The 20,642-nt window shown below is 65.0% G+C and carries 14 protein-coding genes; 7 read left to right on the top strand and 7 right to left on the bottom strand.

Annotated features, from left to right (window positions below):
- The first annotated feature begins 42 nt into the window (after positions 1 to 42).
- Entirely contained in the window at positions 43 to 2,307 is a 2,265-nt protein-coding gene (locus tag ACPGXI_RS13845) for a helicase-associated domain-containing protein (RefSeq protein ID WP_526653818.1), read from the top strand.
- Between the two features lie 31 nt (positions 2,308 to 2,338).
- A complete protein-coding gene (locus ACPGXI_RS13840; RefSeq protein WP_526653816.1) occupies positions 2,339 to 3,988 on the top strand; it encodes a DNA repair helicase XPB in 1,650 nt (549 codons plus the stop codon).
- 6 nt (positions 3,989 to 3,994) lie between these two features.
- On the opposite strand, the gene ACPGXI_RS13835 is transcribed toward ACPGXI_RS13840, so the two are convergent.
- The 3 genes from ACPGXI_RS13835 to ACPGXI_RS13825 all read right to left on the bottom strand — a co-directional run bounded on the left by ACPGXI_RS13835 (position 3,995) and on the right by ACPGXI_RS13825 (position 8,462).
- A complete protein-coding gene (locus tag ACPGXI_RS13835; RefSeq protein WP_526653814.1) occupies positions 3,995 to 4,987 on the bottom strand; it encodes an LLM class F420-dependent oxidoreductase in 993 nt (330 codons plus the stop codon).
- Positions 4,988 to 5,086: 99 nt separating this feature from the next.
- The gene (locus ACPGXI_RS13830; RefSeq protein WP_526653812.1) at positions 5,087 to 7,234 is read right to left on the bottom strand and encodes a 3-hydroxyacyl-CoA dehydrogenase NAD-binding domain-containing protein; all 2,148 of its coding nucleotides are present in this window, start codon (positions 7,232 to 7,234) and stop codon (positions 5,087 to 5,089) included.
- 16 nt (positions 7,235 to 7,250) lie between these two features.
- Positions 7,251 to 8,462: an acetyl-CoA C-acetyltransferase gene (locus ACPGXI_RS13825; protein ID WP_526653810.1), complete on the bottom strand. Its 1,212-nt coding sequence runs from the start codon at positions 8,460 to 8,462 to the stop codon at positions 7,251 to 7,253.
- A 156-nt stretch (positions 8,463 to 8,618) separates the two neighbouring features.
- On the opposite strand from ACPGXI_RS13825, the gene ACPGXI_RS13820 reads away from it, so the two are divergent.
- Together ACPGXI_RS13820 and ACPGXI_RS13815 are read left to right on the top strand one after the other, a co-directional pair.
- Complete coding sequence (locus tag ACPGXI_RS13820; RefSeq protein ID WP_526653808.1) at positions 8,619 to 9,686, top strand: sulfite oxidase; 1,068 nt, start codon at positions 8,619 to 8,621, stop codon at positions 9,684 to 9,686.
- Positions 9,687 to 9,724: 38 nt separating this feature from the next.
- Positions 9,725 to 10,903, top strand: coding sequence for a pyridoxal phosphate-dependent aminotransferase (locus tag ACPGXI_RS13815; protein WP_526653806.1), 1,179 nt, complete (start codon positions 9,725 to 9,727; stop codon positions 10,901 to 10,903).
- An 87-nt stretch (positions 10,904 to 10,990) separates the two neighbouring features.
- Here the strand turns inward: ACPGXI_RS13815 and ACPGXI_RS13810 are convergent, their stop codons facing one another.
- From ACPGXI_RS13810 to ACPGXI_RS13795, 4 genes are all read right to left on the bottom strand, one after another.
- Positions 10,991 to 11,434 carry an SRPBCC family protein gene (locus ACPGXI_RS13810; protein WP_526653804.1) on the bottom strand — a complete coding sequence of 148 codons (444 nt, stop codon included), beginning with the start codon at positions 11,432 to 11,434 and terminating at the stop codon, positions 10,991 to 10,993.
- Between the two features lie 59 nt (positions 11,435 to 11,493).
- The gene (locus ACPGXI_RS13805; RefSeq protein ID WP_526653802.1) at positions 11,494 to 12,570 is read right to left on the bottom strand and encodes a CaiB/BaiF CoA transferase family protein; all 1,077 of its coding nucleotides are present in this window, start codon (positions 12,568 to 12,570) and stop codon (positions 11,494 to 11,496) included.
- Complete coding sequence (locus ACPGXI_RS13800; protein WP_526653800.1) at positions 12,567 to 13,007, bottom strand: SRPBCC family protein; 441 nt, start codon at positions 13,005 to 13,007, stop codon at positions 12,567 to 12,569. Before ACPGXI_RS13800 ends, ACPGXI_RS13805 begins: the two co-directional genes overlap by 4 nt.
- A 108-nt stretch (positions 13,008 to 13,115) precedes the next feature.
- Positions 13,116 to 14,456, bottom strand: coding sequence for a cytochrome P450 (locus ACPGXI_RS13795; RefSeq protein WP_526653798.1), 1,341 nt, complete (start codon positions 14,454 to 14,456; stop codon positions 13,116 to 13,118).
- A gap of 192 nt (positions 14,457 to 14,648) precedes the next feature.
- Between ACPGXI_RS13795 and ACPGXI_RS13790 the strand changes: the two genes are divergently transcribed.
- The 3 genes from ACPGXI_RS13790 (at position 14,649) to ACPGXI_RS13780 (ending at position 20,373) form a co-directional block, all read left to right on the top strand.
- The gene (locus tag ACPGXI_RS13790; RefSeq protein ID WP_526653796.1) at positions 14,649 to 15,089 is read left to right on the top strand and encodes a DUF4189 domain-containing protein; all 441 of its coding nucleotides are present in this window, start codon (positions 14,649 to 14,651) and stop codon (positions 15,087 to 15,089) included.
- 508 nt (positions 15,090 to 15,597) lie between these two features.
- Positions 15,598 to 16,872: an MFS transporter gene (locus tag ACPGXI_RS13785; protein ID WP_526653794.1), complete on the top strand. Its 1,275-nt coding sequence runs from the start codon at positions 15,598 to 15,600 to the stop codon at positions 16,870 to 16,872.
- Positions 16,873 to 17,127: 255 nt separating this feature from the next.
- Complete coding sequence (locus ACPGXI_RS13780; RefSeq protein WP_526653792.1) at positions 17,128 to 20,373, top strand: bifunctional cytochrome P450/NADPH--P450 reductase; 3,246 nt, start codon at positions 17,128 to 17,130, stop codon at positions 20,371 to 20,373.
- Positions 20,374 to 20,642 lie beyond the last annotated feature (269 nt).

Here is a 20,642-nt window from a genome sequence, read left to right as displayed (position 1 = left end):
GAGGACAAGGACGAGCGCCGGCGCGAACAGCAGAGGACACCGATGAGCGCGAATAGCCCGGGCATGCCGTTGGGCACCTGGTTGGCCGAGTCTGACGACGATCGACTGATCCGACTGCTGCGGTTGCGCCCCGATCTCACCCAACCGCCGCCGGGCAGCATCGCGGCGCTGGCTGCCCGCGCGGCGGCACGCCAGTCGGTCAAGGCGGCCACCGATGACCTCGACTTCCTGCGGCTGGCGGTGCTCGATGCCCTGCTCACCCTGGACGCTGACACCGCCTCCGCCACCGTCACCGCACTGACCGATCTTCTCGGCGACCAGGCGGACTGCCCGGCGGTCACCACCGCCGTCGAGGACCTAGGAGACCGCGCACTGGTTTGGGGAGACCCCTCGGGCGGCGGGGCGCTCAGAGTGGTCGCCGAAGCTGCTTCGGCCCTGCCCTGGTACCCGGGGCAGGCCACCGCCGAAAGCACCGCGATGTCGGGCGCCGAAATCGCCGGGGCGATCGCAGCTCTAGACCCTCCCGCCCGAGAACTGCTGGACAAGCTCCTCGAAGGCTCGCCGGTAGGCCGCACCCGCGACGCCGCGCCAGGCACCCCGCCGGACCGTCCGGTGCAGCGCCTCCTCGATGCCGGACTACTGCGACGGCTCGATACCGACACCGTGATCCTGCCCCGGTTGGTCGGCCAGGTGCTGCGGGGTGAGGCCCCCGGCCCCGTGACCCTGAGCAAACCCGACCCCACGGTGTCGTCGACCACCGCCCGAGACGTCGACGCGGTGGCCGCGGGTGCGGCACTCGATCTGTTGCGCGAAGTCGATATCGTCATCGAAACCCTTAGCGCTACACCGATTTCGGAGCTGCGCAGCGGCGGCCTCGGGGTTCGGGACGTCAAGCGGCTGTCCAAGCTGACCGGCATCGAAGAAAGCCGGCTGGGATTGATCGCGGAGGTAGCCGCTGCCGCGGGACTGATCGCGCCCGGCATGCCCGAACCCCATCCGCCCGGCGCCGCGGGACCGTACTGGGCGCCGACGGTGGCCGCCGATCGATTCATCGAATCTCCGGCTGCGGTCAAATGGCATCTCGTCGTGTCCGCCTGGCTGGATTTACCGGGGCGCCCCAGTCTCATCGGTAGCCGCGGACCTGATGGTAAACCCTATGCGGCACTGTCTGATTCACTGTTCTCGACAGCCGCGCCGCTGGATCGTCGGCTCCTCGTCGAGATGCTCGCGGACCTCTCACCGGGTTCCGGCGTCGACAGCGAAAGCGCATCGCGGTCGATGGTGTGGCGGCGGCCACGCTGGTCGGCGCGGCTTCAACCCGAACCCGTCGCCGACCTACTCACCGAAGCCCACGCCGTAGGAGTGGTCGGCCGCGGCGCCCTGTCCACTCCGATACGACGCATGCTCGCCGACGAAACCGAAGACGCGGTCGTCGCCGCCATGTCCAAGGTCCTTCCCAAACCGATTGACCACTTCCTGCTGCAAGCAGATCTGACCGTCGTCGTGCCGGGCCCGCTAGAGCGCGCACTCGCCGAGCAACTGGCGGCCGTGGCCACGGTCGAATCCGCCGGCGCGGCAATGGTGTACCGCATCACCGAGGCCTCTGTGCGGAAAGCGCTGGACACCGGAAAGACGGCCGGCGAGCTGCACGCACTGTTCACCCAGCACTCCAAAACCCCGGTGCCGCAATCGTTGACATACATGATCGATGACGTCGCGCGCCGCCACGGCCAACTCCGCGTCGGAATGGCCACGTCGTTCGTGCGCTGCGAGGACGCCGCCCTGCTCGCGCACGCGGTCGCGGCACCGGCGACCGAGTCGGTGGAACTGCGCTGCCTGGCACCGACCGTGGCGGTGTCCCAGGCTCCGATCGCGGACGTGCTCGCGGCCCTGCGAAGTGCTGGCTTCGCTCCGGCTGCCGAGGACTCGACAGGAGCCATCGTGGATCTACGCAGCCGAGGCTGTCGAGTTCCGGCACCGGGCCGTCGGCGCGGATACCGGCACAACCTGGCGCCCACCGATCAAACTCTGGGTGCGATCGTCGCGGTGTTGCGAAAGGTCGCGGCGACGCCGTCGGGCATGCGACTGGATCCCGCCATTGCGATCTCAGAGTTGCAGGACGCAGCCCACCATCAGGCTTCGGTGGTGATCGGCTACGTCGATCCTGCCGGCGTGGCGACGCAGCGGGTGGTCGCGCCGATCAATGTCCGCGGCGGGCAGCTGACCGCCTACGACCCGGCTGCGGGCAGGGTCCGGGAGTTCGCGATTCACCGCGTGACTTCGGTGGTATCCGCGGAATCCGCATAATGGTTCCGATGACTTCTTATCGAGACCGCCCATGACCGACGGCCCGCTGATCGTGCAGTCCGACAAGACCGTGCTGCTCGAGGTTGACCACGCGCAGGCCGGGGCGGCCCGCGCGGCGCTCGCCCCCTTCGCCGAGCTGGAACGTGCTCCCGAGCACATCCACACCTACCGCATCACGCCGCTGGCGTTGTGGAACGCCCGCGCGGCCGGGCACGACGCCGAACAGGTCGTCGACGCGCTGGTGTCCTTCTCCCGCTACGCGGTACCCCAGCCCCTGCTGGTCGACATCGTCGACACCATGGCGCGGTATGGCCGGCTACAGCTAGTCAAGAGCCCGGCCTACGGCCTGATCCTGGTCAGCCTGGACCGCGCTGTCCTCGAGGAGGTCATGCGCAACAAGAAGATCGCCCCGATGCTGGGCGCCCGAATCGACGACGACACCGTCATCGTCCATCCCAGCGAACGCGGCCATATCAAACAGATGTTGCTGAAGATCGGCTGGCCGGCCGAGGATCTCGCCGGCTACGTCGACGGCGAGGCGCATCCGATCAGCCTGGCCCAAGATGGCTGGCATCTGCGGGACTACCAGGAGATGGCTGCCGAATCATTCTGGGCGGGCGGTTCCGGCGTGGTTGTCCTGCCCTGCGGGGCGGGCAAGACACTGGTGGGCGCCGCCGCCATGGCCAAGGCCGGCGCGACCACGCTGATACTGGTCACCAACACCGTGGCCGGCCGGCAATGGAAGCGGGAGCTCGTTGCGCGGACGTCGTTGACCGAGGATGAGATCGGTGAGTACTCCGGCGAACGCAAAGAGATCCGCCCGGTCACCATTGCCACCTATCAGGTGATCACCCGCCGCACCAAAGGCGAGTACAAGCATCTGGAGTTGTTCGACACCCGCGACTGGGGCCTGATCATTTACGACGAGGTGCATCTGCTGCCCGCGCCGGTCTTCCGGATGACCGCCGACCTGCAGTCGCGCAGACGTTTGGGGCTGACCGCGACGTTGATCCGCGAGGATGGCCGCGAAGGCGACGTCTTCTCGCTGATCGGCCCGAAACGCTACGACGCACCATGGAAGGACATCGAGGCCCAGGGCTGGATCGCGCCTGCCGAATGCATCGAAGTACGGGTCACGATGACCGACAACGAACGGATGCTCTACGCGACCGCCGAGCCCGAGGAGCGCTACAAGCTGTGCGCGACGGCCCATACCAAGATCGCAGTGGTCAAGTCGATCCTGGAGAGGCACCGGACCGAATCGACGCTGGTGATCGGCGCCTACCTCGACCAGCTCGATGAACTCGGCGCCGAGCTGGACGCCCCGGTGATCCAGGGTTCGACGAAAACAGCTGAGCGCGAAGCTCTTTACGATGCATTCCGGCAGGGCGACATCCGCACCCTGGTGGTGTCCAAGGTCGCTAACTTCTCCATCGATCTTCCCGAGGCAAGTGTGGCAGTGCAGGTGTCCGGAACCTTCGGGTCCCGCCAGGAGGAAGCGCAGCGCCTCGGCAGGCTGCTCCGGCCCAAGGCCGACGGCGGTGGCGCCATCTTCTATTCCGTGGTCTCGCGTGACAGCCTTGATGCCGACTACGCCGCACACCGGCAGCGGTTCCTGGCAGAACAAGGCTATGGCTACCTGATCAAGGACGCCGACGACCTTCTCGGGCCGGCGATTTGATGGGCTTCAGGACAGCGCCGGGATAACCACCTGCTCGAACAGCTCGATTCCTGAACGGTCATACGCCGCTTCCGGGAAATAGCAGATCACGTAGTCGCAGCCGAGATCACCCAGCGTTCCAATCGACTCGATGAGCTGCTCGGGTGTGCCGCTACCGGCCTGGGGTGTGGCCATGGAGTTCACCATCGCGTCCGCGGCCGCTTCCCCGGTGTGCGCGCTCATCCGGGACCGCACCCGGGTGAGCCGGTCCTTCACCTCGGACTCCGTTGCCCCCAGCACGACATTGAGGTTCACCGACCGGACGATGGCGCCGAAATCGGTGCCGACGGCCTCGCAGTGATCGGCGAGCACTCCCGACTTGTGCTCAAAACCTTCCGGCTCCGAGGTGAAGTTCGTGTACTGGGCGTACTTCGCGGCGATGCGCAGCGTCACTTTCTCCCCTCCCCCGGCGATCCAGAGCGGGATGCTCTCGTCCTGCAGGGGTTTGGGCGCCACGATGGCCCCGTCGGCCTGGTAGTGCTTGCCGTTGAACGTCACAACGCCGTCTCGCCACGCGCTGCGCATGATCTGCACGCCTTCGTCGAGCCGCGCCAGCCGAACACCGGCGGACGGGAAGCCGTAGCCGTAGGCACGCCATTCGTGTTCGTACCAGCCTCCGCCGATGCCCATTTGGATGCGACCACCCGAGATGATGTCAGTGGTGGCCGCGACCTTGGCCAGATAGGCGGGGTTGCGGTAGCTCATCGCGGTACACATCTGCCCCAATTTGATCCGAGAGGTGGAGGCCGCGTAGGCCGCCATCAGCGACCACGCCTCGTGGGTGGCCTGGTTCGTCGGGACCGGGACGGTGTGGAAGTGGTCATAGACCCAGAGGGAATCCCAAACGCCACCGTCGTCCACATAGGTGGCGAGGTCGCGCATCACCGGCCATTGGTCGACCGGTTCGATGCCGACCAGATCGAGTCGCCAGCCCTGCGGGATGAACAGTCCGAAGCGCATGGCGTCGACTCTAGGTGGCTGCGCCGAATTTCAACATGGGCCGGAAGACAAGAAGCCCCCGAAACCGCCTCGGCGGCTCCGGGGGACTTCCTGTAGTGACTAGCTCAGCAGTGATGCGGGCGGGTTGAAACGGTCCCCGTACTTGGCGGCCAGCTCCTTCGCCCGAGCCACGAAGGCCTGCTTGCCGACGCCACCCGCCCCCTCGTAGCCGACGATGAACTGCGCCGAGCCACCGGTGTAGGGCGGGAAACCGATGCCCATGATCGAGCCGATGTTGGCATCCGCAGTGGACATGAGCACGCCTTCGTCGAGGCACTTCTGGGTTTCCAGCGCCTCGGCAAACAGCATCCGGTCGATCATGTCCTGCAACGGCGGCGTCGACGAACCCGAATTGAAGGTCTCACCCAAGCCCTCCCACAGTCCGACTCGCTTGCCGTCGACGTAGGAGTAGAAACCCGCGCCCTTCAGCCGCGACGGCCGGCCGGCCTCGATCATCGTGTTGACCACGGCCTCGGCCGGATGCGGCTCGTAGGTGCCGCCGGCATCCTCGATACCCTTGCGGGAAGCCACTGCGATCTTCTGCATCAGCTCCAGGTTCAACTCGTCGGACAACTGCAGTGGCGGCGCGGGATACCCGGCCTGCGACCCGGCCTGTTCAATGCTGGCCGGCGCCACACCCTCACCCAGCATCGCCAGTGCCTCGTTGACGAACGTCCCGATGACGCGCGAGGTGAAGAAGCCGCGGCTGTCGTTCACCACGATCGGGGTCTTCCCGATGGCCAGCGTGTAGTCGAAGACCCGGGCCAGCGTGTCGTCAGAAGTCTTCTCGCCCTTGATGATCTCCACCAGTGGCATCTTGTCCACCGGCGAGAAGAAGTGAATCCCGATGAAGTCTTCCTGGCGCTTCACCCCGGTGGCCAGACCGGTGATCGGCATGGTGGAGGTGTTCGAGCCGAGCACGGCGTTGGGCTCGACGATGTCCTCGATCTCCTGGAACACCTTGTGCTTGAGTTCCTGGCTTTCGAAGACCGCCTCGACCACGAAATCGACCCCCTTGAGGTCGGCGGCGTCAGCGGTAGGCGTGATGCGAGCGAGTAGCTCCTTGGACTTCTCCTCGGTGGTGCGGCCGCGCCCCAGAGCCTTGGCCTCGAGCTTCTCTGAGTAGCCCTTGCCTTTTTGTGCGGCTTCGAGCGTGACGTCCTTGAGCACGACGTCGAATCCGGCCCTCGCCGAGACATAGGCGATTCCGGCGCCCATCATGCCGGCACCGAGTACACCGATCTTGGTGATCGGGGTCTTTCCGATGCCGTCCGGACGCGACCCGCCACCGTTGATGTGCTGCAGATCCAGGAAGAACGCTTGGATCATGTTCTTGGCGGTCTGACCGGTCACCAGCGAGGTGAAGTAACGGCTCTCGATACGGCTGGCAGTATCGAAGTCGACCTGGGCGCCCTCCACCGCAGCATCCAGGATGGCTCGCGGTGCCGGCATCGGTGCCCCCTTGAGCTGCTTGCGCAGCAGTGCGGGGAAGGACGGCAGGATCGCCGCCAGCGCCGGGTGCGACGGGGTGCCGCCGGGCATCTTGTAGCCCTTCTCGTCCCAGGGCTGTGTGTGCGCCTCCGGGTTGGCCTTGATCCAGGCCTTCGCCGCCGGCACCAATTCGTCGACGTGGGAGACCAATTCGTCCACCAGCCCGGTGTCCTTGGCCTTGCCGGGCTTGAATCGGGTGCCCTGACTGAGCACCTCCATGAACGCTTTCTGGATGCCGAACATCCGCACCGTTCGGGTCACGCCGCCACCGCCGGGCAGCAGGCCCAGCGTCACCTCAGGCAGGCCCAGAACCACACCCTTCACGTCTGCCGCGATGCGGTGGTGACATGCCAGGGCTATCTCCAGACCGCCACCGAGGGCGGCGCCGTTGATGGCCGCCACCACGGGCTTGCCGAGCGTCTCCAACGCGCGGAGGTCGGCCTTGATGAACTCGACCTCGGCGAACGCCTCGGCCGCGTTGTCCGGTCCGACGTTCATCATGCCCTTGAGGTCACCGCCGGCGAAGAAGGTCTTCTTCGCGCTGGTGATCACCACGCCGGTGATCGAATCCTTTTCCGCGACCAGCCTCTCTACGGCCTTGTGCATCGACTCTTTGTAGTGCTCGTTCATCACATTGGCCGAGCCGGTGGGGTCGTCCAGCGTCAGGGTGACGATGCCGTCGGCATCCTTGTCCCACTGAATAGTGTTCTCTGCCATTTCTGTTCGAAACCTCTCAGACTCGTTCGATGATGGTCGCTACGCCCATGCCGCCGCCGATGCACAACGTGACCAGCGCGCGCCGCGCATTACGCCGTTCCAGCTCGTCGACCATGGTTCCGGCGATCATGGCGCCGGTGGCACCCAACGGGTGACCCATCGCAATGGCTCCGCCGTTGACGTTGAGTTTCTCGTCGGGGATGTCGAGGTCCTTCTGGAACTTCAGAACCACCGAAGCAAAGGCCTCGTTCAGCTCGAAGAGATCGATGTCATCGACGGTCAAACCGGCGCGATCGAGCACCTTGCGGGTGGCCGGGGTCGGCCCGGTGAGCATGATCACCGGATCCGCGCCGCTGGTGGCGGTGGCCACGATGCGCGCCCGGGGGGTCATGTTCTGTGCGCTGCCCGCCCGCTCGCTACCGATCAGGAGCAGGCCTGCGCCGTCGACGATGCCTGAACTGTTGCCGCCCGTATGGACGTGGTTGATCTTCTCCACGGAGTGGTACTTCTGCAGCGCAACATCGTCGAACCCGCCCATGGCGCCGAGGCCCTCGAACGCTGACTTCAGCTTGCCCAAGTCGGCTGCCGTGGTGCCGGGTCGCATGTGCTCGTCGTGGTCGAGGATGACCAGACCGTTCTGATCCTTGACCGGAATGACGGACTTGGCGAAGTAGCCGCCGGACCAGGCCGCGGCGGCTCTCTCCTGTGAACGTGCCGCGTATGCGTCGACGTCGTCCCGGCTGAAACCCTCGATGGTGGCGATCAGGTCGGCGCCGATGCCCTGGGGCACGAAGCCGATGCGGTAGTTGGTCTCCGGATCCATCGCCCAGGCGCCGCCGTCGGAGCCCATCGGAACGCGGCTCATCGACTCCACACCACCGGCGAGCACCAGATCGTCCCAGCCGGAGCGCACCTTCTGTGCTCCCAGGTTCACCGCCTCCAGGCCGGAGGCGCAGAACCGGTTGAGCTGGAATCCGCCGGTGGTCTCCGGCAGACCCGCCACCAGGCCGGCGGTGCGGGCGACGTCGCCGCCCTGATCGCCGACGGGGGACACGACGCCCAAGATCAGGTCGCTGATCATGTTCTCGTCCAGGTCGGGATAGCGCGACCTCAGTTCCTCGATCAGGCCGACCACCAGGTTGACGGGCTTGACCTCGTTCAGCGAGCCATTTCGTTGCTTGCCGCGCGGGGTGCGGACGGCCTCATAGATGAAGGCTTCTTCGGACATCGATGTCCCACTCCTATTGACGTTGATGTACGGGCCCCAGGGGTGGACCCGCAGGAGGACAGTCCTCTGAACCGCAGCCTATCAGCCCTCGCCCAACCCGTTGGTTGGGCGGCGGTTCACCCATCGACGACCCTCGTCATCAGGCAAGGTGACGTCATGGCAATCGACCGCCCAGGAGTGATCAAACCCATCCCGAAGGGTCTGATGGAGGACACCGGTACGGGACTGGACTACGGCACCCGCCCCGATTCCATGCTCGGCGACATCACGCCCGTCGACAGGTTCTTCATCCGCAGTCACGCCCCGACGCCGGTGATCGATGCGGAGAATTGGGCGCTGACTATCGGCGGGGACGGAGCGCGGCGACAGGTCAGCTACACCTACGAGGACCTGTGCCGGCGCTTTCCGCTGAGGTCGATGGTCCGCACCATCGAATGCGCAGGCAACCGCCGCGTTCTGCTCGGCGAGGAACTCGGACAGACGTTCGAGGGCACCCAATGGGGTCGCGGAGCGATCAGCACAGCGGAGTGGACCGGCGTTCGGCTGCGTGACCTGCTAGAAGCGGCCGACGTCACCTCAGGGGCATGCGAGGTGATGGCGGAGTCACTCGACGCGATCCGCGCTCGCCGCCCGCTGCCGCTGGCCAAGGCGTGTGCCGACGACACGATCGTCGCGATCGCGATGAACGGCGAGCCACTGCCGGCCGATCACGGCTATCCGGCCCGCCTGCTGGTGTCGGGCTGGCTCGGCGCGGCGAGCATCAAATGGCTCGGCCGGATTGAGGTGTCCGAGCACCCGCTTCACGTGCCGTGGAACACCGAGGATTACGTGCTGATCGGACCCGAGCATCCCGCCGACGGGCCGGGTAGGGGCCCGGCCATCACTGCGCTCGGGATCTCGACCCTGGTCGAGTTGTCATGGCCGGCGCGGTTGCGGCCAGAACCACAGATGATCCGCGGGAGGGCGTTCGCCGGAGAGAACCGCGTCAGCGAGGTGCAGTACCGCATCGACGAGGGAATATGGCACTCGGCCGAGATCACCTCGGCCTCGTCTCCGGGAGTCTGGGCACGCTGGCAGTTCCCGTGGAATCCCGAACCCGGCGAGCATCTGCTTCGAGTGCGCGCGAGTGACGATCAAGGAAGGATGCAGCCCGAGTCCACGCCCTGGAATGAACTCGGGTACATGCATGAATCAGTACTGGCGCATCCGGTGCACGTGGCTTAGTCCGGTGTATGCCGCACTCCTGGCTAGGCTCGACCGCTATGACGGTGCGCAGGCTGCAGCCATACGCAGTGACCATCTTCGCCGAGATGACGGCGTTGGCCGCCCGGATAGGGGCAGTGAACCTCGGACAGGGGTTCCCCGACGAGGATGGTCCACCGGCGATGCTCGCAGCCGCCCAGAACGCCATCGCGGAGGGAGTCAATCAGTACCCGCCAGGCTTGGGCATCGCGCCTCTTCGTCAGGCTATCGCCGACCAGCGCCGGCGCCGATACGGCACCCAGTACGACCCGGACACCCAGGTCCTCGTGACGGTGGGTGCCACCGAGGCCATCGCGGCCGCGGTGCTCGGGCTCGTCGAACCCGGCTCCGAGGTGCTGTTGATCGAGCCGTTCTACGACTCGTACTCCCCGGTGATCGCGATGGCCGGCTGCCATCGACGGGCGGTTCCGTTGCGGCCCGACGGCCTGGGCTTCGCGATCGATATCGAGGGCCTGCGGCGGGCGGTGACGGCGAAGACCAAGGCGCTGATCTTCAATTCGCCACACAATCCGACCGGCATGGTGGCCGCCGATGACGAGCTGCGCGCACTGGCCGAACTCGCCGTGTCGGCCGATCTCCTGGTGATCACCGACGAGGTTTACGAGCATCTCGTCTTCGACGGGAGACGCCACCTTCCCCTGGCCGACTACCCGGGCATGGCCGAGCGCACCATCACGATCTCCAGTGCGGCCAAGATGTTCAACGTCACCGGGTGGAAGATCGGATGGGCTTGCGGACCCAGCGAACTCATCGCCGGTGTACGGGCGGCCAAGCAGTACCTCAGCTATGTCGGTGGCGCGCCCTTCCAGCCTGCGATTGCTCAGGCACTCTCCACCGAGGATGCCTGGGTGATTGCGCTGCGCGATTCGTTGCAGACCAGGCGGGACAGGTTGGGTTCTGCACTGACAGAAATCGGTTTCGAAGTTCACGACAGCTCGGGCACGTACTTCCTGTGCGCCGACCCGCGCCCGCTCGGCTACGGCGACAGCGCGACGTTCTGCGCCGAACTACCGGAGCGCGTTGGCGTAGCCGCTATCCCGATGTCGGCGTTCTGCGACGCCGGGGCCGAGCACGCGGATCAATGGAGTCATTTGGTGCGCTTCGCCTTCTGTAAACGGGAAGACACTCTCGACGAAGCGATCCGACGGCTGCAGACACTCCAAACCGGCCGAAGCTGATGCCGAGTCCGAGAACGCGCCACAGGAAATTCGCCAGAGGATTGGCGATCGCGTGCTCGGTGTCGGCGGCGGATAGCCCGGTGCGGTCTACGCCGACGCCGGGCGCATCACACGCTCGCGAAGGTTCTCCAATGCGACGTCGAGCACCAACTTCTTTGCCCGCTTCACCATGAACTCCGGAAACGGCGCGGCCAGATCGAGAATCAGGTCGAACCGGACCCGCGTCCTGTCCTCACCCACGGGCGTCAGGTTGTACTCGCCGTGCTGACAACTCTGTTGGAAAGTCCGCGCCGCGTCCCACACCACCCAGTCGTCACCCCAGTGGTACTCAAGAATCTCCCGGTCGGAGATACCCATGATCTTGACGGTCGCCTTCACGTGGTGCGGCCTGCCGTCGGGGTAGCGATCCAGTACCTCGGCATCTTTGTGCAGCGACGACCACGAGGTCACGCCGTCAATATCGGCCAGGGCCTCCAGAATCACCGCAGGATCGGCCTCGATCACGACTTCGCTAGAAGCACGAACGGCCATACTGGCAAATACTAGCTACCTGATCAGCCTTGCGCAACGGATTATGCAGCTAACCTCGATCACCAACCGATCCGGTCGACGGGCGTAACGCTGGCCGGCGGGGCGCCGACCGCGGTTGAACGACTTCGCGAGAATCGCGGAGCCGGTGCCGCCTGGTCTGCGCCGTGCCGGGTGACCATCGTCTCGCGCGCCCGCAGGTGTTTGCTTCGCGCGGCTTCACTCCAGGTGAGCACCGGTGTGACGCAGGCGTCGGAGTCCGCGAAGACCTCGGTCCACTCGTCGCGGGTCTTGCTGGCGAATCGCTCGGCGAACAGTGCGTGCATTGCGGGGAACGCCGATCGGTCCATCTGCGCAGGCAGTGCGTCGGCCGACAGACCGAGCCCGGCGAGCAGCTGGGCGTAGAACTGGGGTTCGATGGCCCCCACGGCCAGGTACTTCCCATCGGCGGTTTCGTAGGTGCGGTAGAACGGCGCTGCGCCATCGAGCAGGAACGATTCCCGCTCGTCTCGAAGCGTCCCCATCGACTTCATCGTCCACGCCATCTGCGACAGCAAGCTGACACCGTCCACCATGGCCGCATCGATCACCTGCCCCAGACCGGACTGCTCCCGCTCGTACAGCGCGGCCACGATGCCCACCACCGCGAGCATCGACCCACCCCCGAAATCCGCGACCAGATTGAGGGGCACCACCGGTGGTCTGTCCCGGTATCCGATCGCCGACAGCGCACCGGTCTGGGACAGATAATTGATGTCGTGGCCCGCGGACTTCGCCAGGGGTCCGTGCTGCCCCCACCCGGTGATCCGGGCGAAGATCAGCCGCGGGTTGACGGCCGCGCAGTCCTGCGGGCCTATCCCGAGTCGCTCGCACGTGCCGGGTCGGAATACGTCGATGAGCACATCGGCCTCGGCCACCAGATCCAGCAGCGCTCGACGATCCTTCTTCAGGTCGAGGTCGACGAGTCGCTTGCCGCGGTGCATGAGATCGACGTCTTCGGCGGGCATCTGCAGACCGCCGGGACGACGAACTCGCACCACGTCGGCGCCCAGGTCGGCCAGGACCATGGCGGCGTGCGGCCCCGGCCCGATACCGCCGAGTTCGACGACCCGGACCCCGGCAAGGGGTCCTTCAGTCACCCCTTGATGACCTTGTGAACCTGCTTGCGCAGGCCCTCGGTGGCGGTCTCGACGCCACCCTTCATCGTCCGCTTGAGGATGAAGCCGGGCAGCGGCACGGCCAGGTCGATCGCAATGTCGAACTTAACCCGGGTCTTGCCACCCTCGGGAAACAGCGTGTAGCCGGCGTCTTGGGCCTTCAGTTGGCCCGCCGAGATCAGGGTCCAGGTGACGCTGTCGTCGGCCCAGGTGTACTCGATCACCTGCTCGTCGGTCAGGCCGGCCGCCTTGACCGTCATCTTGACCCGCTTGGGTCTGCCGTTGTCGTAGCTCTCGAGGATCTCCGCGCTCTGGTACTGCGGCGACCAGGTAGGGGTTGACTCGACATCAGCGATGACGTCGAGAATCTGCTGGGGGGTTGCGTCGATCACGACCTCGCGGGAATCCTTGGTTGCCATGGCGCGACGATAGACCACCAAGACCGCCGTTCGGATCGAGATGAAGCGACTGGCACAGGTCGGTCGCGCGGTCCGGGCAGGCCGGACCACCCCGGGACGTCACTGCAGCTAACAAGCTTCAGTGGGCGAGGGCATTGGCTCGGCGCGCCGGTACACGACAGCCCGTCCGCCCAAGCCGGGCGCCGTCGCGATGCCACGCGAGCGCCGTCGTTCCCCAGGCGCATTCGTCGTAGCGAATTCGAACTCGCGCAACAGTTCTCGCAAGGTGACCGTCATCTCCATGTTGGCGAACGCCGCTCCGATACAGCGCCGCACACCGCCCCCGAAGGGAATCCAGGTCAGCGAATCCGGGTGGCCCCCACTGAAGCGATCCGGATGGAACAGTTGGGGTTCGGCGAAGTGACGCTCCGAGGAGTGCATCAGCGTGATGCTCGGCATGACCCCGTTCCCCTCCGGAATAACCCACTCCCCCAGCTTGATTCGCTTCTTGGCCACCCGAAACATCGCCTCCACGACGGGCCTGGTGCGCTGGACCTCCCAGATAGTGGCCTGGGTCAGTTCAGTGCCTCCGGCATCCACTTCGGCCGTGAGTCGGTGCAACAGGTCGGGATGCCTGCGCAGCCGCTCTATCGTCCACGCCAACGTGGTGGCGGTGGTTTCGTGGCCGGCGGCCAACAACGTCAGCAGTTCGTCGGCGACGTGCTCGTCGGCGATCGCCGATCCGTCCTCGTAGCGCGCGCTCATCAACAGCGCCAGCACGTCATTGCGGTCACCGAACCCGGGATCCGAGCGCGCTTGGGCGATGAGCGCGGCGATGATCTCGTTGTAGCGCCTGCGCGAACGCACCACCCTGCCCCACGGGCTCCACGGGCCCCAATCTCTGCGCAGCGCCGGCGGCAGCACCACCATCAGGGAGGCCAACGGCACCATCGGCGGCAGCAGGCGACGCAGTTCGTCGAGTTCGGAACCCTGGGCACCGAACACCGCGCGGAGAATGGCGTTGAGGGTGATCCGCATCATCGGTTCCAGCGTCGCGAACTCACGCCCCTGCGGCCAGCCCGCGGTCTCACGGGCCACCTCCTCTGCCACGATCGCTTCGTAGTGGGCCATCCGTTTGCCGTGGAACGGGGGAAGGAGCAACTTGCGTCGTGCGCGGTGCTCGTCACCGTCGAGACTGAACGTCGACCCCGGACCCAGCACCGTGCCGAGATTGGAAGCCCTGGACACCAGGTCGCTGTCAGCGGCGAAAAGCTCCCTGACCAGTGCAGGGTCGCTGATCACCGTGGTTTCTCCGAAGATCGGGAGATCGACGGTGAAGCAGTCGCCGTACCGCGCGGCGGCCAGGTTCAATGCCTGGCGGCGGGCGGTGAAGAACCCCAGCGCCGCAGCGGCCTTCGGGATGTGCGGACCCGGCGGCAACCGGACAACTTCGGTGGTGGCTGACGCCATCGGATAAAGTCTTTCTTATCGGCAGCGCTGCTGATGCCCGTGCTCATGTCACAGGCATGATTCCACGCCAACAGTGGAGTGGTTGCGGGCGAAGTCAACCATCGACTACGGGGATGCCCGCAGCAATGTTAGCGGGCCAGCCTCGACGGTCGGTGTTAGTTTGTAACCAACTTCATTGACGAGAGGACTGGCATGCCCAATACCCGTTTGGTTTCGGTGATCTTGGCTGCAGGAGTCATCGGTGCGGGGATCTCGACAGGCACCGCGTGGGCGGGTGGGCCCGGTGGCGTCGTCGAGAACGTCGACCATATGTCCGCAGCGGTCGGTACCGGAGTATTCGAAGACGCCCTGGTGGGTTTCCTGGCGACCGGCGCCACCAACGAGGAGGCCTCGGCGAACGTGGTCGCGCAATGCGAGGCCGCCGGTGGTATGTACTGCACCATGGATATGGCAACCAACGATGACAACTGCATCGGGTCGTTCGCCGATCCCGTCAATATGGTCGTTGGCGGCGGAGCCGGGGCCACCATCGAGGAAGCCCGTCAGAACGCGATCAATGAGGCGGCGATCTACAACATGCCGGTCTCTGAGCCCGATGTGTTCGTTGTCATCGCGGACTGCTGGGCAGCTTGAGCGGACGTATCGGCGGGCGAATCCTGACCATTGTGTGACAAAGGGCTACACTTCGAAAGGTGAGCGGCATATGAGAGATCGCGGCAGGGCGGCGCTGCTGATGGCGGGTCTGGCGGTCGTGGCGTTCGTGTGGGCCCCTGCCGCCCAAGCTCGACCGTACTGCGACCAAGCTGGCTCCACGACAATCTGCCAAACCAACGGCAGTGTGTCGATCAAGGCGGAGCCCGGGACGTATGCGGCCCCCGCTGCGTTTCCTCTGATTCCGTGGTTGAACTATGGTGGCCGCCGCCGCTAGTAGCGGCGCGTCTTCCAATCATGTGATGACGCTGGTGTTCTCAACCCGAAGACGAGCACACCGAAGGGCCGGGTCGCGTACCGTTCGGTAATGGTGGCGCCCCTCCCGGAACGACTCAACTCGAACGACTCAACGATGCGGTCGTTCGCGACCTCGCTGCTGAAAGATCTCCGACTTGATGCGTGGGAGTAGCGAGGGGCCGTCAGGGTGGCAGTGAACTCCACGCCGGCCGGACTGGCCAACGGGCCCGATTCGAAAGAACACGGCGGCCTGGTCGTCGGTGCAGCGGGGTTGATGGCTGCCGGATTCCTCACCACTTTCTTGTCGCCCATGCTCGCGGTGTCGTTTGCCGAGGAATTTCATTTTGGGATCGGACCGGCCGGCCTGCTGGTGGCTTGCGGGCAAGGGGGCGTAGTACTTTCGGCTCTCGGCGTTCTTCCATTCCTGCCGCGGCTGGACCGAAGAAGGGTCGGGACTGCCGGAGCGCTAACCGTCGCCGTCTGCCTGGCGTTGACTGGTTTCGCAACGGGGTACGGCCAGGTTCTAACCCTGCAGGTCATGATGGGGCTGGGGGCCGGATTGTGCTATGCGTGTGCAAACTCGGCACTGGCCTACGCCCGATTCCGGGAGCGTGCTTTCAGCATCGTCACCATCACCTGGATGCTGGTCGGCGCGACGATGCTGACGCTGGGGCCAACCCTGGCCGACGCGTGGCCGAAGGTAGGTATCTACCTCGGGATGGCCGCGGCAGTGCTGTTGTGCATCATTTTCATCGTCCGACTGCCCGATGTGCGGGATCTGCCCGAGGACGACCCGAGCGTGCCCCGACCCGAAGAGCAGGTGGTCGGGCAGGGTGATTCACCCGATGGAATAGCGGCGGGGCCCCGGGGACGACTCGGGATCTACGGTCCCGCAGTGCTTCTCATCGGGGCAATGTGGCTCCTGGAGTTCGGGAACGTGATGGTCTGGACGTTCGCCGGGCCGATCGGAGAGCAAGCCAAGCTGTCCGTGCAAAACACCGCGACATTTCTGGGCATGTCTCAGCTCATCGGATTGGTCGGAGCAGGAATCACCTTGGCGTTCGGGGCCAAGGTCCCCAAGATGGTCCTCATCGTTCCGGCCGTCCTAGCCTTGGGCGTCGGCAATCTGCTCGTCGGTACCGCCACCAGCCCTGCGCCGTTCATGGTGGGGTTTCTCGCGATAAACCTCGCATTCTTTTGTGTCACGCCGTTGCTGCTGGCGTTGGCTGCTGATCTCGACACGAGTTCGGGCCGTCTCGTCGTTCTGGTCGGCGGCGCCGCGTTGGTGGCCGGCGCCTTTGCGCCGGCCATCGGCGGGTGGATCGCCGGCGCAGACGGACAATGGCCCCGCCTGGGTCTGGCCGCCCTGGCCGTGGTGTTGCTGGCGCTGCCGCTGCTCGTCCTTCCGGTTCGCATCGCAAGACGACGAATGGCATTCGCCGCCGGCGAAGGTGCGCAGGCCCGCTAACGCCGAATTGTTATTCCTTCGAACCGAGTTCGGGCAGCCGCGGCGGCGACCCGGGCGATCGCCGCTCGGGATTCGGCGCTCTTCCAAGGTAGCGGTCTTCCAAGGTATTGGCGCTGCCGGCAACGGTGAGGCAGTAGCATTGCCACGCGAGAGTCTCAAGCGTCCCCAGAAAAGCTGTATTGCACAATTCGCATGGGCGGGCCCACCTGGTCGCCGCCGCTGGGCGTGTAATACGACAGCGGAATTGAGTTTCAGATGAGTGCCCAGGCCTTTAAGCAGATTCCGCAACCGAGCAACCGGATCCCGGTGTTGGGCGACGCACTGCACATTGACTCCCAGCACCCCACTCAAAGCCTGATGGACCTGGCAGTCGAACTAGGGCCCATCTATGAACTTGTCGTGCCGGGCGGCAACCTGTTGGTGGTGACCGGCGGGGACATCGTCTCCGAATGTCTCGACGAGACCAGGTTCGAGAAGTACATCTCTCCCCAGACTCAGGTACTGCGGGAACTCGCCGGGTCCGCTGTGTTCACGGCGTGGACGACCGAGCCGGCGTGGAAACAAGGCCACAACATCCTGCTACCGGCGTTCGCCCCTGGTGCCATCAAGGGCTACACCGAGAAGATGGCCGACATCGCCGGTCAACTCGTGCTGAAGTGGGCGCGGCTGAATCCGGGCGAGCCTGTCGATGTGGGCCCCGACATGGTCAGGCTGACGTTCGACACCGTTTCGCTGGTGTGTTTCAGCTACCGGCCAGGGTCCTATTACCGGCAGGACATGCATCCCGCGGTGCAGGCCATCGAGACAGCGATCGATGAGGCGATGCGCCGGCCCTCTCAGCTACCTGGCCAGAACGCCCTCGAGTGGCTCGGCGGCCGACGGGAATACAAGAAAGCCCTCAGCTACCTGGCCGAACTGGCTGACGGAATCATCCGGGATCGGATCGATTCTGGGCAGGCGGGACAGGTGGGCGATGTCCTGGACATCATGCTCACCACTGCGGACAAAGCCAGCGGCAGGCAGCTGGACCTGGTCAACATTCGACAGCAGATGATCACTTTCCTGGCGGCCGGATACGACACGACCAGTGGTCTGTTGCAGTTCACCCTGTACTACATGCTGAAGAACCCTGACGTGCTCGCGAAGGTGTACGCCGAGGTGGACGAGGTCTTCGGTGACGATCTGTCGGTCATTCCCGCAGCGACCCAGATTCCACAATTGAAGTATCTGCTGCAGGTGATGAAGGAGGCGTTGCGGCTGGGGCCCAACGGCAATGGCTTCGAGGTCGTTGCGTTGGCCGACACCGTGTTGGGTGGGGAGTACCGGATCCAAAAGGGTCAGGCCGTACACATTCTGACGCCTCAGATTCAACGCAATCCAGACATCTTCCCCGATCCCGAAAAATTCGATCCGGAGCGGTTCACCCCCGACAAAGAGGCCGAACGGCCGGCATGGGCTTGGATGCCTTTCGGCAATGGCCAGCGGGCGTGTATCGGTCGGCACTTCTCCTTCCACGAAGCGCAATTGCTCATCGGGATGATCCTGCAACGCTTCAAACTGGTCGATTCGTTCGACTATCAGCTGGACCTGCACGATGGTTTCTCGGTCAAACCCCAGAATTTCAAGATCACCGTCGAGCCTCGCGAAGGTAGGCGCGAGGCGATGTTTCTTACGCCGGGGCAATCGGCCGGGATTGCGCAGGACAAGCCTGCCGTCAAGCCCAAGGCCTCGGTTTCGGAGTACGCCAAAGGCAACTCGCTCCTTGTGCTCTACGGGTCGAACCTGGGAACCGCGGAGCGGATCGCCAACGAGATAGCCGAGGACGGCACAGCCAGAGGCTTCCGGGTGACTCTCGGTGCGCTCGACGACTTCGTCGATGCGATCACCGAGGTTGACGCCGTCGTCATCGTGACCTCCTCGTACAACGGCAATCCGCCGGACAATGCCGTCAGATTCCTCGAGTGGCTGCGCAGCGGGCTGGCCCCGGACGCACTGGCTGACGTGAAGTACACGGTCTTCGGTTGCGGCGACCGGGTCTGGGCGACAACGTTTCAAAAGATACCCGCCGAGGTCGACCAGTTGCTCGCGGCAGCCGGAGCAGAGCGGATAGCGCAGCGGGGAGTCGCCGACGCCAGCGACGACTTCGACGGCATGTACCGGACGTGGTACGGCACCCTGTGGAACCACGTCGGGGATGCGCTCGGCTTGGCGCCCCAAGCCGACGTCGTCTTCGAAGGGAACCGATACGAGGTGGAGACCGCGGGGGCTCACTTGCACGCCCCCTTCTTCTCGTCGCTCAAAGCTGTGCGGTATCCGGTGCTGGAGAATCGCGAACTCTTGACCCGGGTGGTTCACGATGGACCTGTCGCCCGCTCGACCCGACACATTGAACTCGGCCTCCCGGCTGGGGCCACCTACCGGACGGGTGACCACATCGCACTGCTGCCGCGTAACGCCACCGAGGTGGTCAGCCGGGCGGCCGCTATCGCCGAGCTCAACCTCGATGAGCTCATCACCATCCGGGCCAACACTTCGGCGTCCTCGCAACTACCCATCGATACTCCGTTCGTCGTTTCGGAGTTACTGGCAGGTCGGGTTGAGTTGCAGGAACCGGTGACCCGGGCACAAATCCGCACGCTCGTCGAGTTCGCCGAAAATCCGGAGGAGCAGGCGGCGCTGGCCGAGTTGTTCGCCGAGGGTGAGGAGAACGTCACCAGGTACCGGGAAGAGATCTTGGGCAAGCGGGTCTCGCTGCTCGACCTCCTGGAACGCTTTCCGTCCATCCGCGTACCGCTGAACACCGGGCTCGAGCTCCTGCCCGCGCTTCGGCCCCGCTATTACTCGATCTCGTCATCACCGGCCGTCTCGTCCGATCGGTGCAGCATCACCGTCGGGGTGCTGCGCGCGCCCGCTCGCTCGGGTAACGGAATTTTCAGCGGCACTTCGTCCAACTTCCTGGCTCGCCAGCATGTCGGTGCGACCGTGGCCGGTTTCATTCGCCCACCGGGAATCCCGTTCTACGTCCCCGATAACCCCGCCACGCCGATGATTCTGATCGCAACCGGCACGGGTATCTCGCCCTTCCGGGGTTTCCTGCAAGAACGCGCTGCCCAAAAATCGGCAGGAGAGCTTGGACCCGCGCTGCTGTTCTACGGTTGCAGGCTGCCCGACTCCGATTTCATCTACGAGGACGAGATCCAGGGGTTCGTCGATGACGGTGTTGTCGAGGTCGTCACCGCCTACTCCGGCGTTCGGGACGGAACCAAGGCCTGGGTGCAAGACAAAATCCGCGAACATAGTCAACGCGTGCTCGAACTCATGAACGAAGGTGGCAACGTCTACGTCTGCGGTGGCGCGCAGACCGTCGCCCCGGCCCTCCGTACAACCTTCGCAGAGATCTACCAGCAGGCCAATGGCTGCTCGACCGAAGAAGCGGAGGCCTGGTTGGAGCAGCAACGCACCGCCAACCGGTATCTGGAGGACGTATGGGCGGCCCATTAGCAACTCGTCGGAGTAGCCCGGCTAACTCGGGATAGGCGTCGCTCGGTACTCGGGCGTCGCATCGGTTCGTTCTCCGGCCCTGTCCTTCGCGGCACGACGCTTGCGCCGAGCTTCAATAGCCGTCCTCACCACGATGAGAAGGTCGACTGCCCAATCCCGAGAAGGCCGACTACCGGCAGCACACCGCTACTGCGGCGCTCCCGTGTCACAGAGAACGCCTACAGGAATCGGTCCGCAGTTGTCATTGTCGACAACAACGGCCGGACCCG

It is taken from the genome of Mycobacterium sp. (genome assembly GCF_049608025.1).
Taxonomy (GTDB): domain Bacteria; phylum Actinomycetota; class Actinomycetes; order Mycobacteriales; family Mycobacteriaceae; genus Mycobacterium.
Note: the sequence above shows the minus strand (reverse complement) of the source record. Positions and strands in the feature narration are given on the sequence as shown.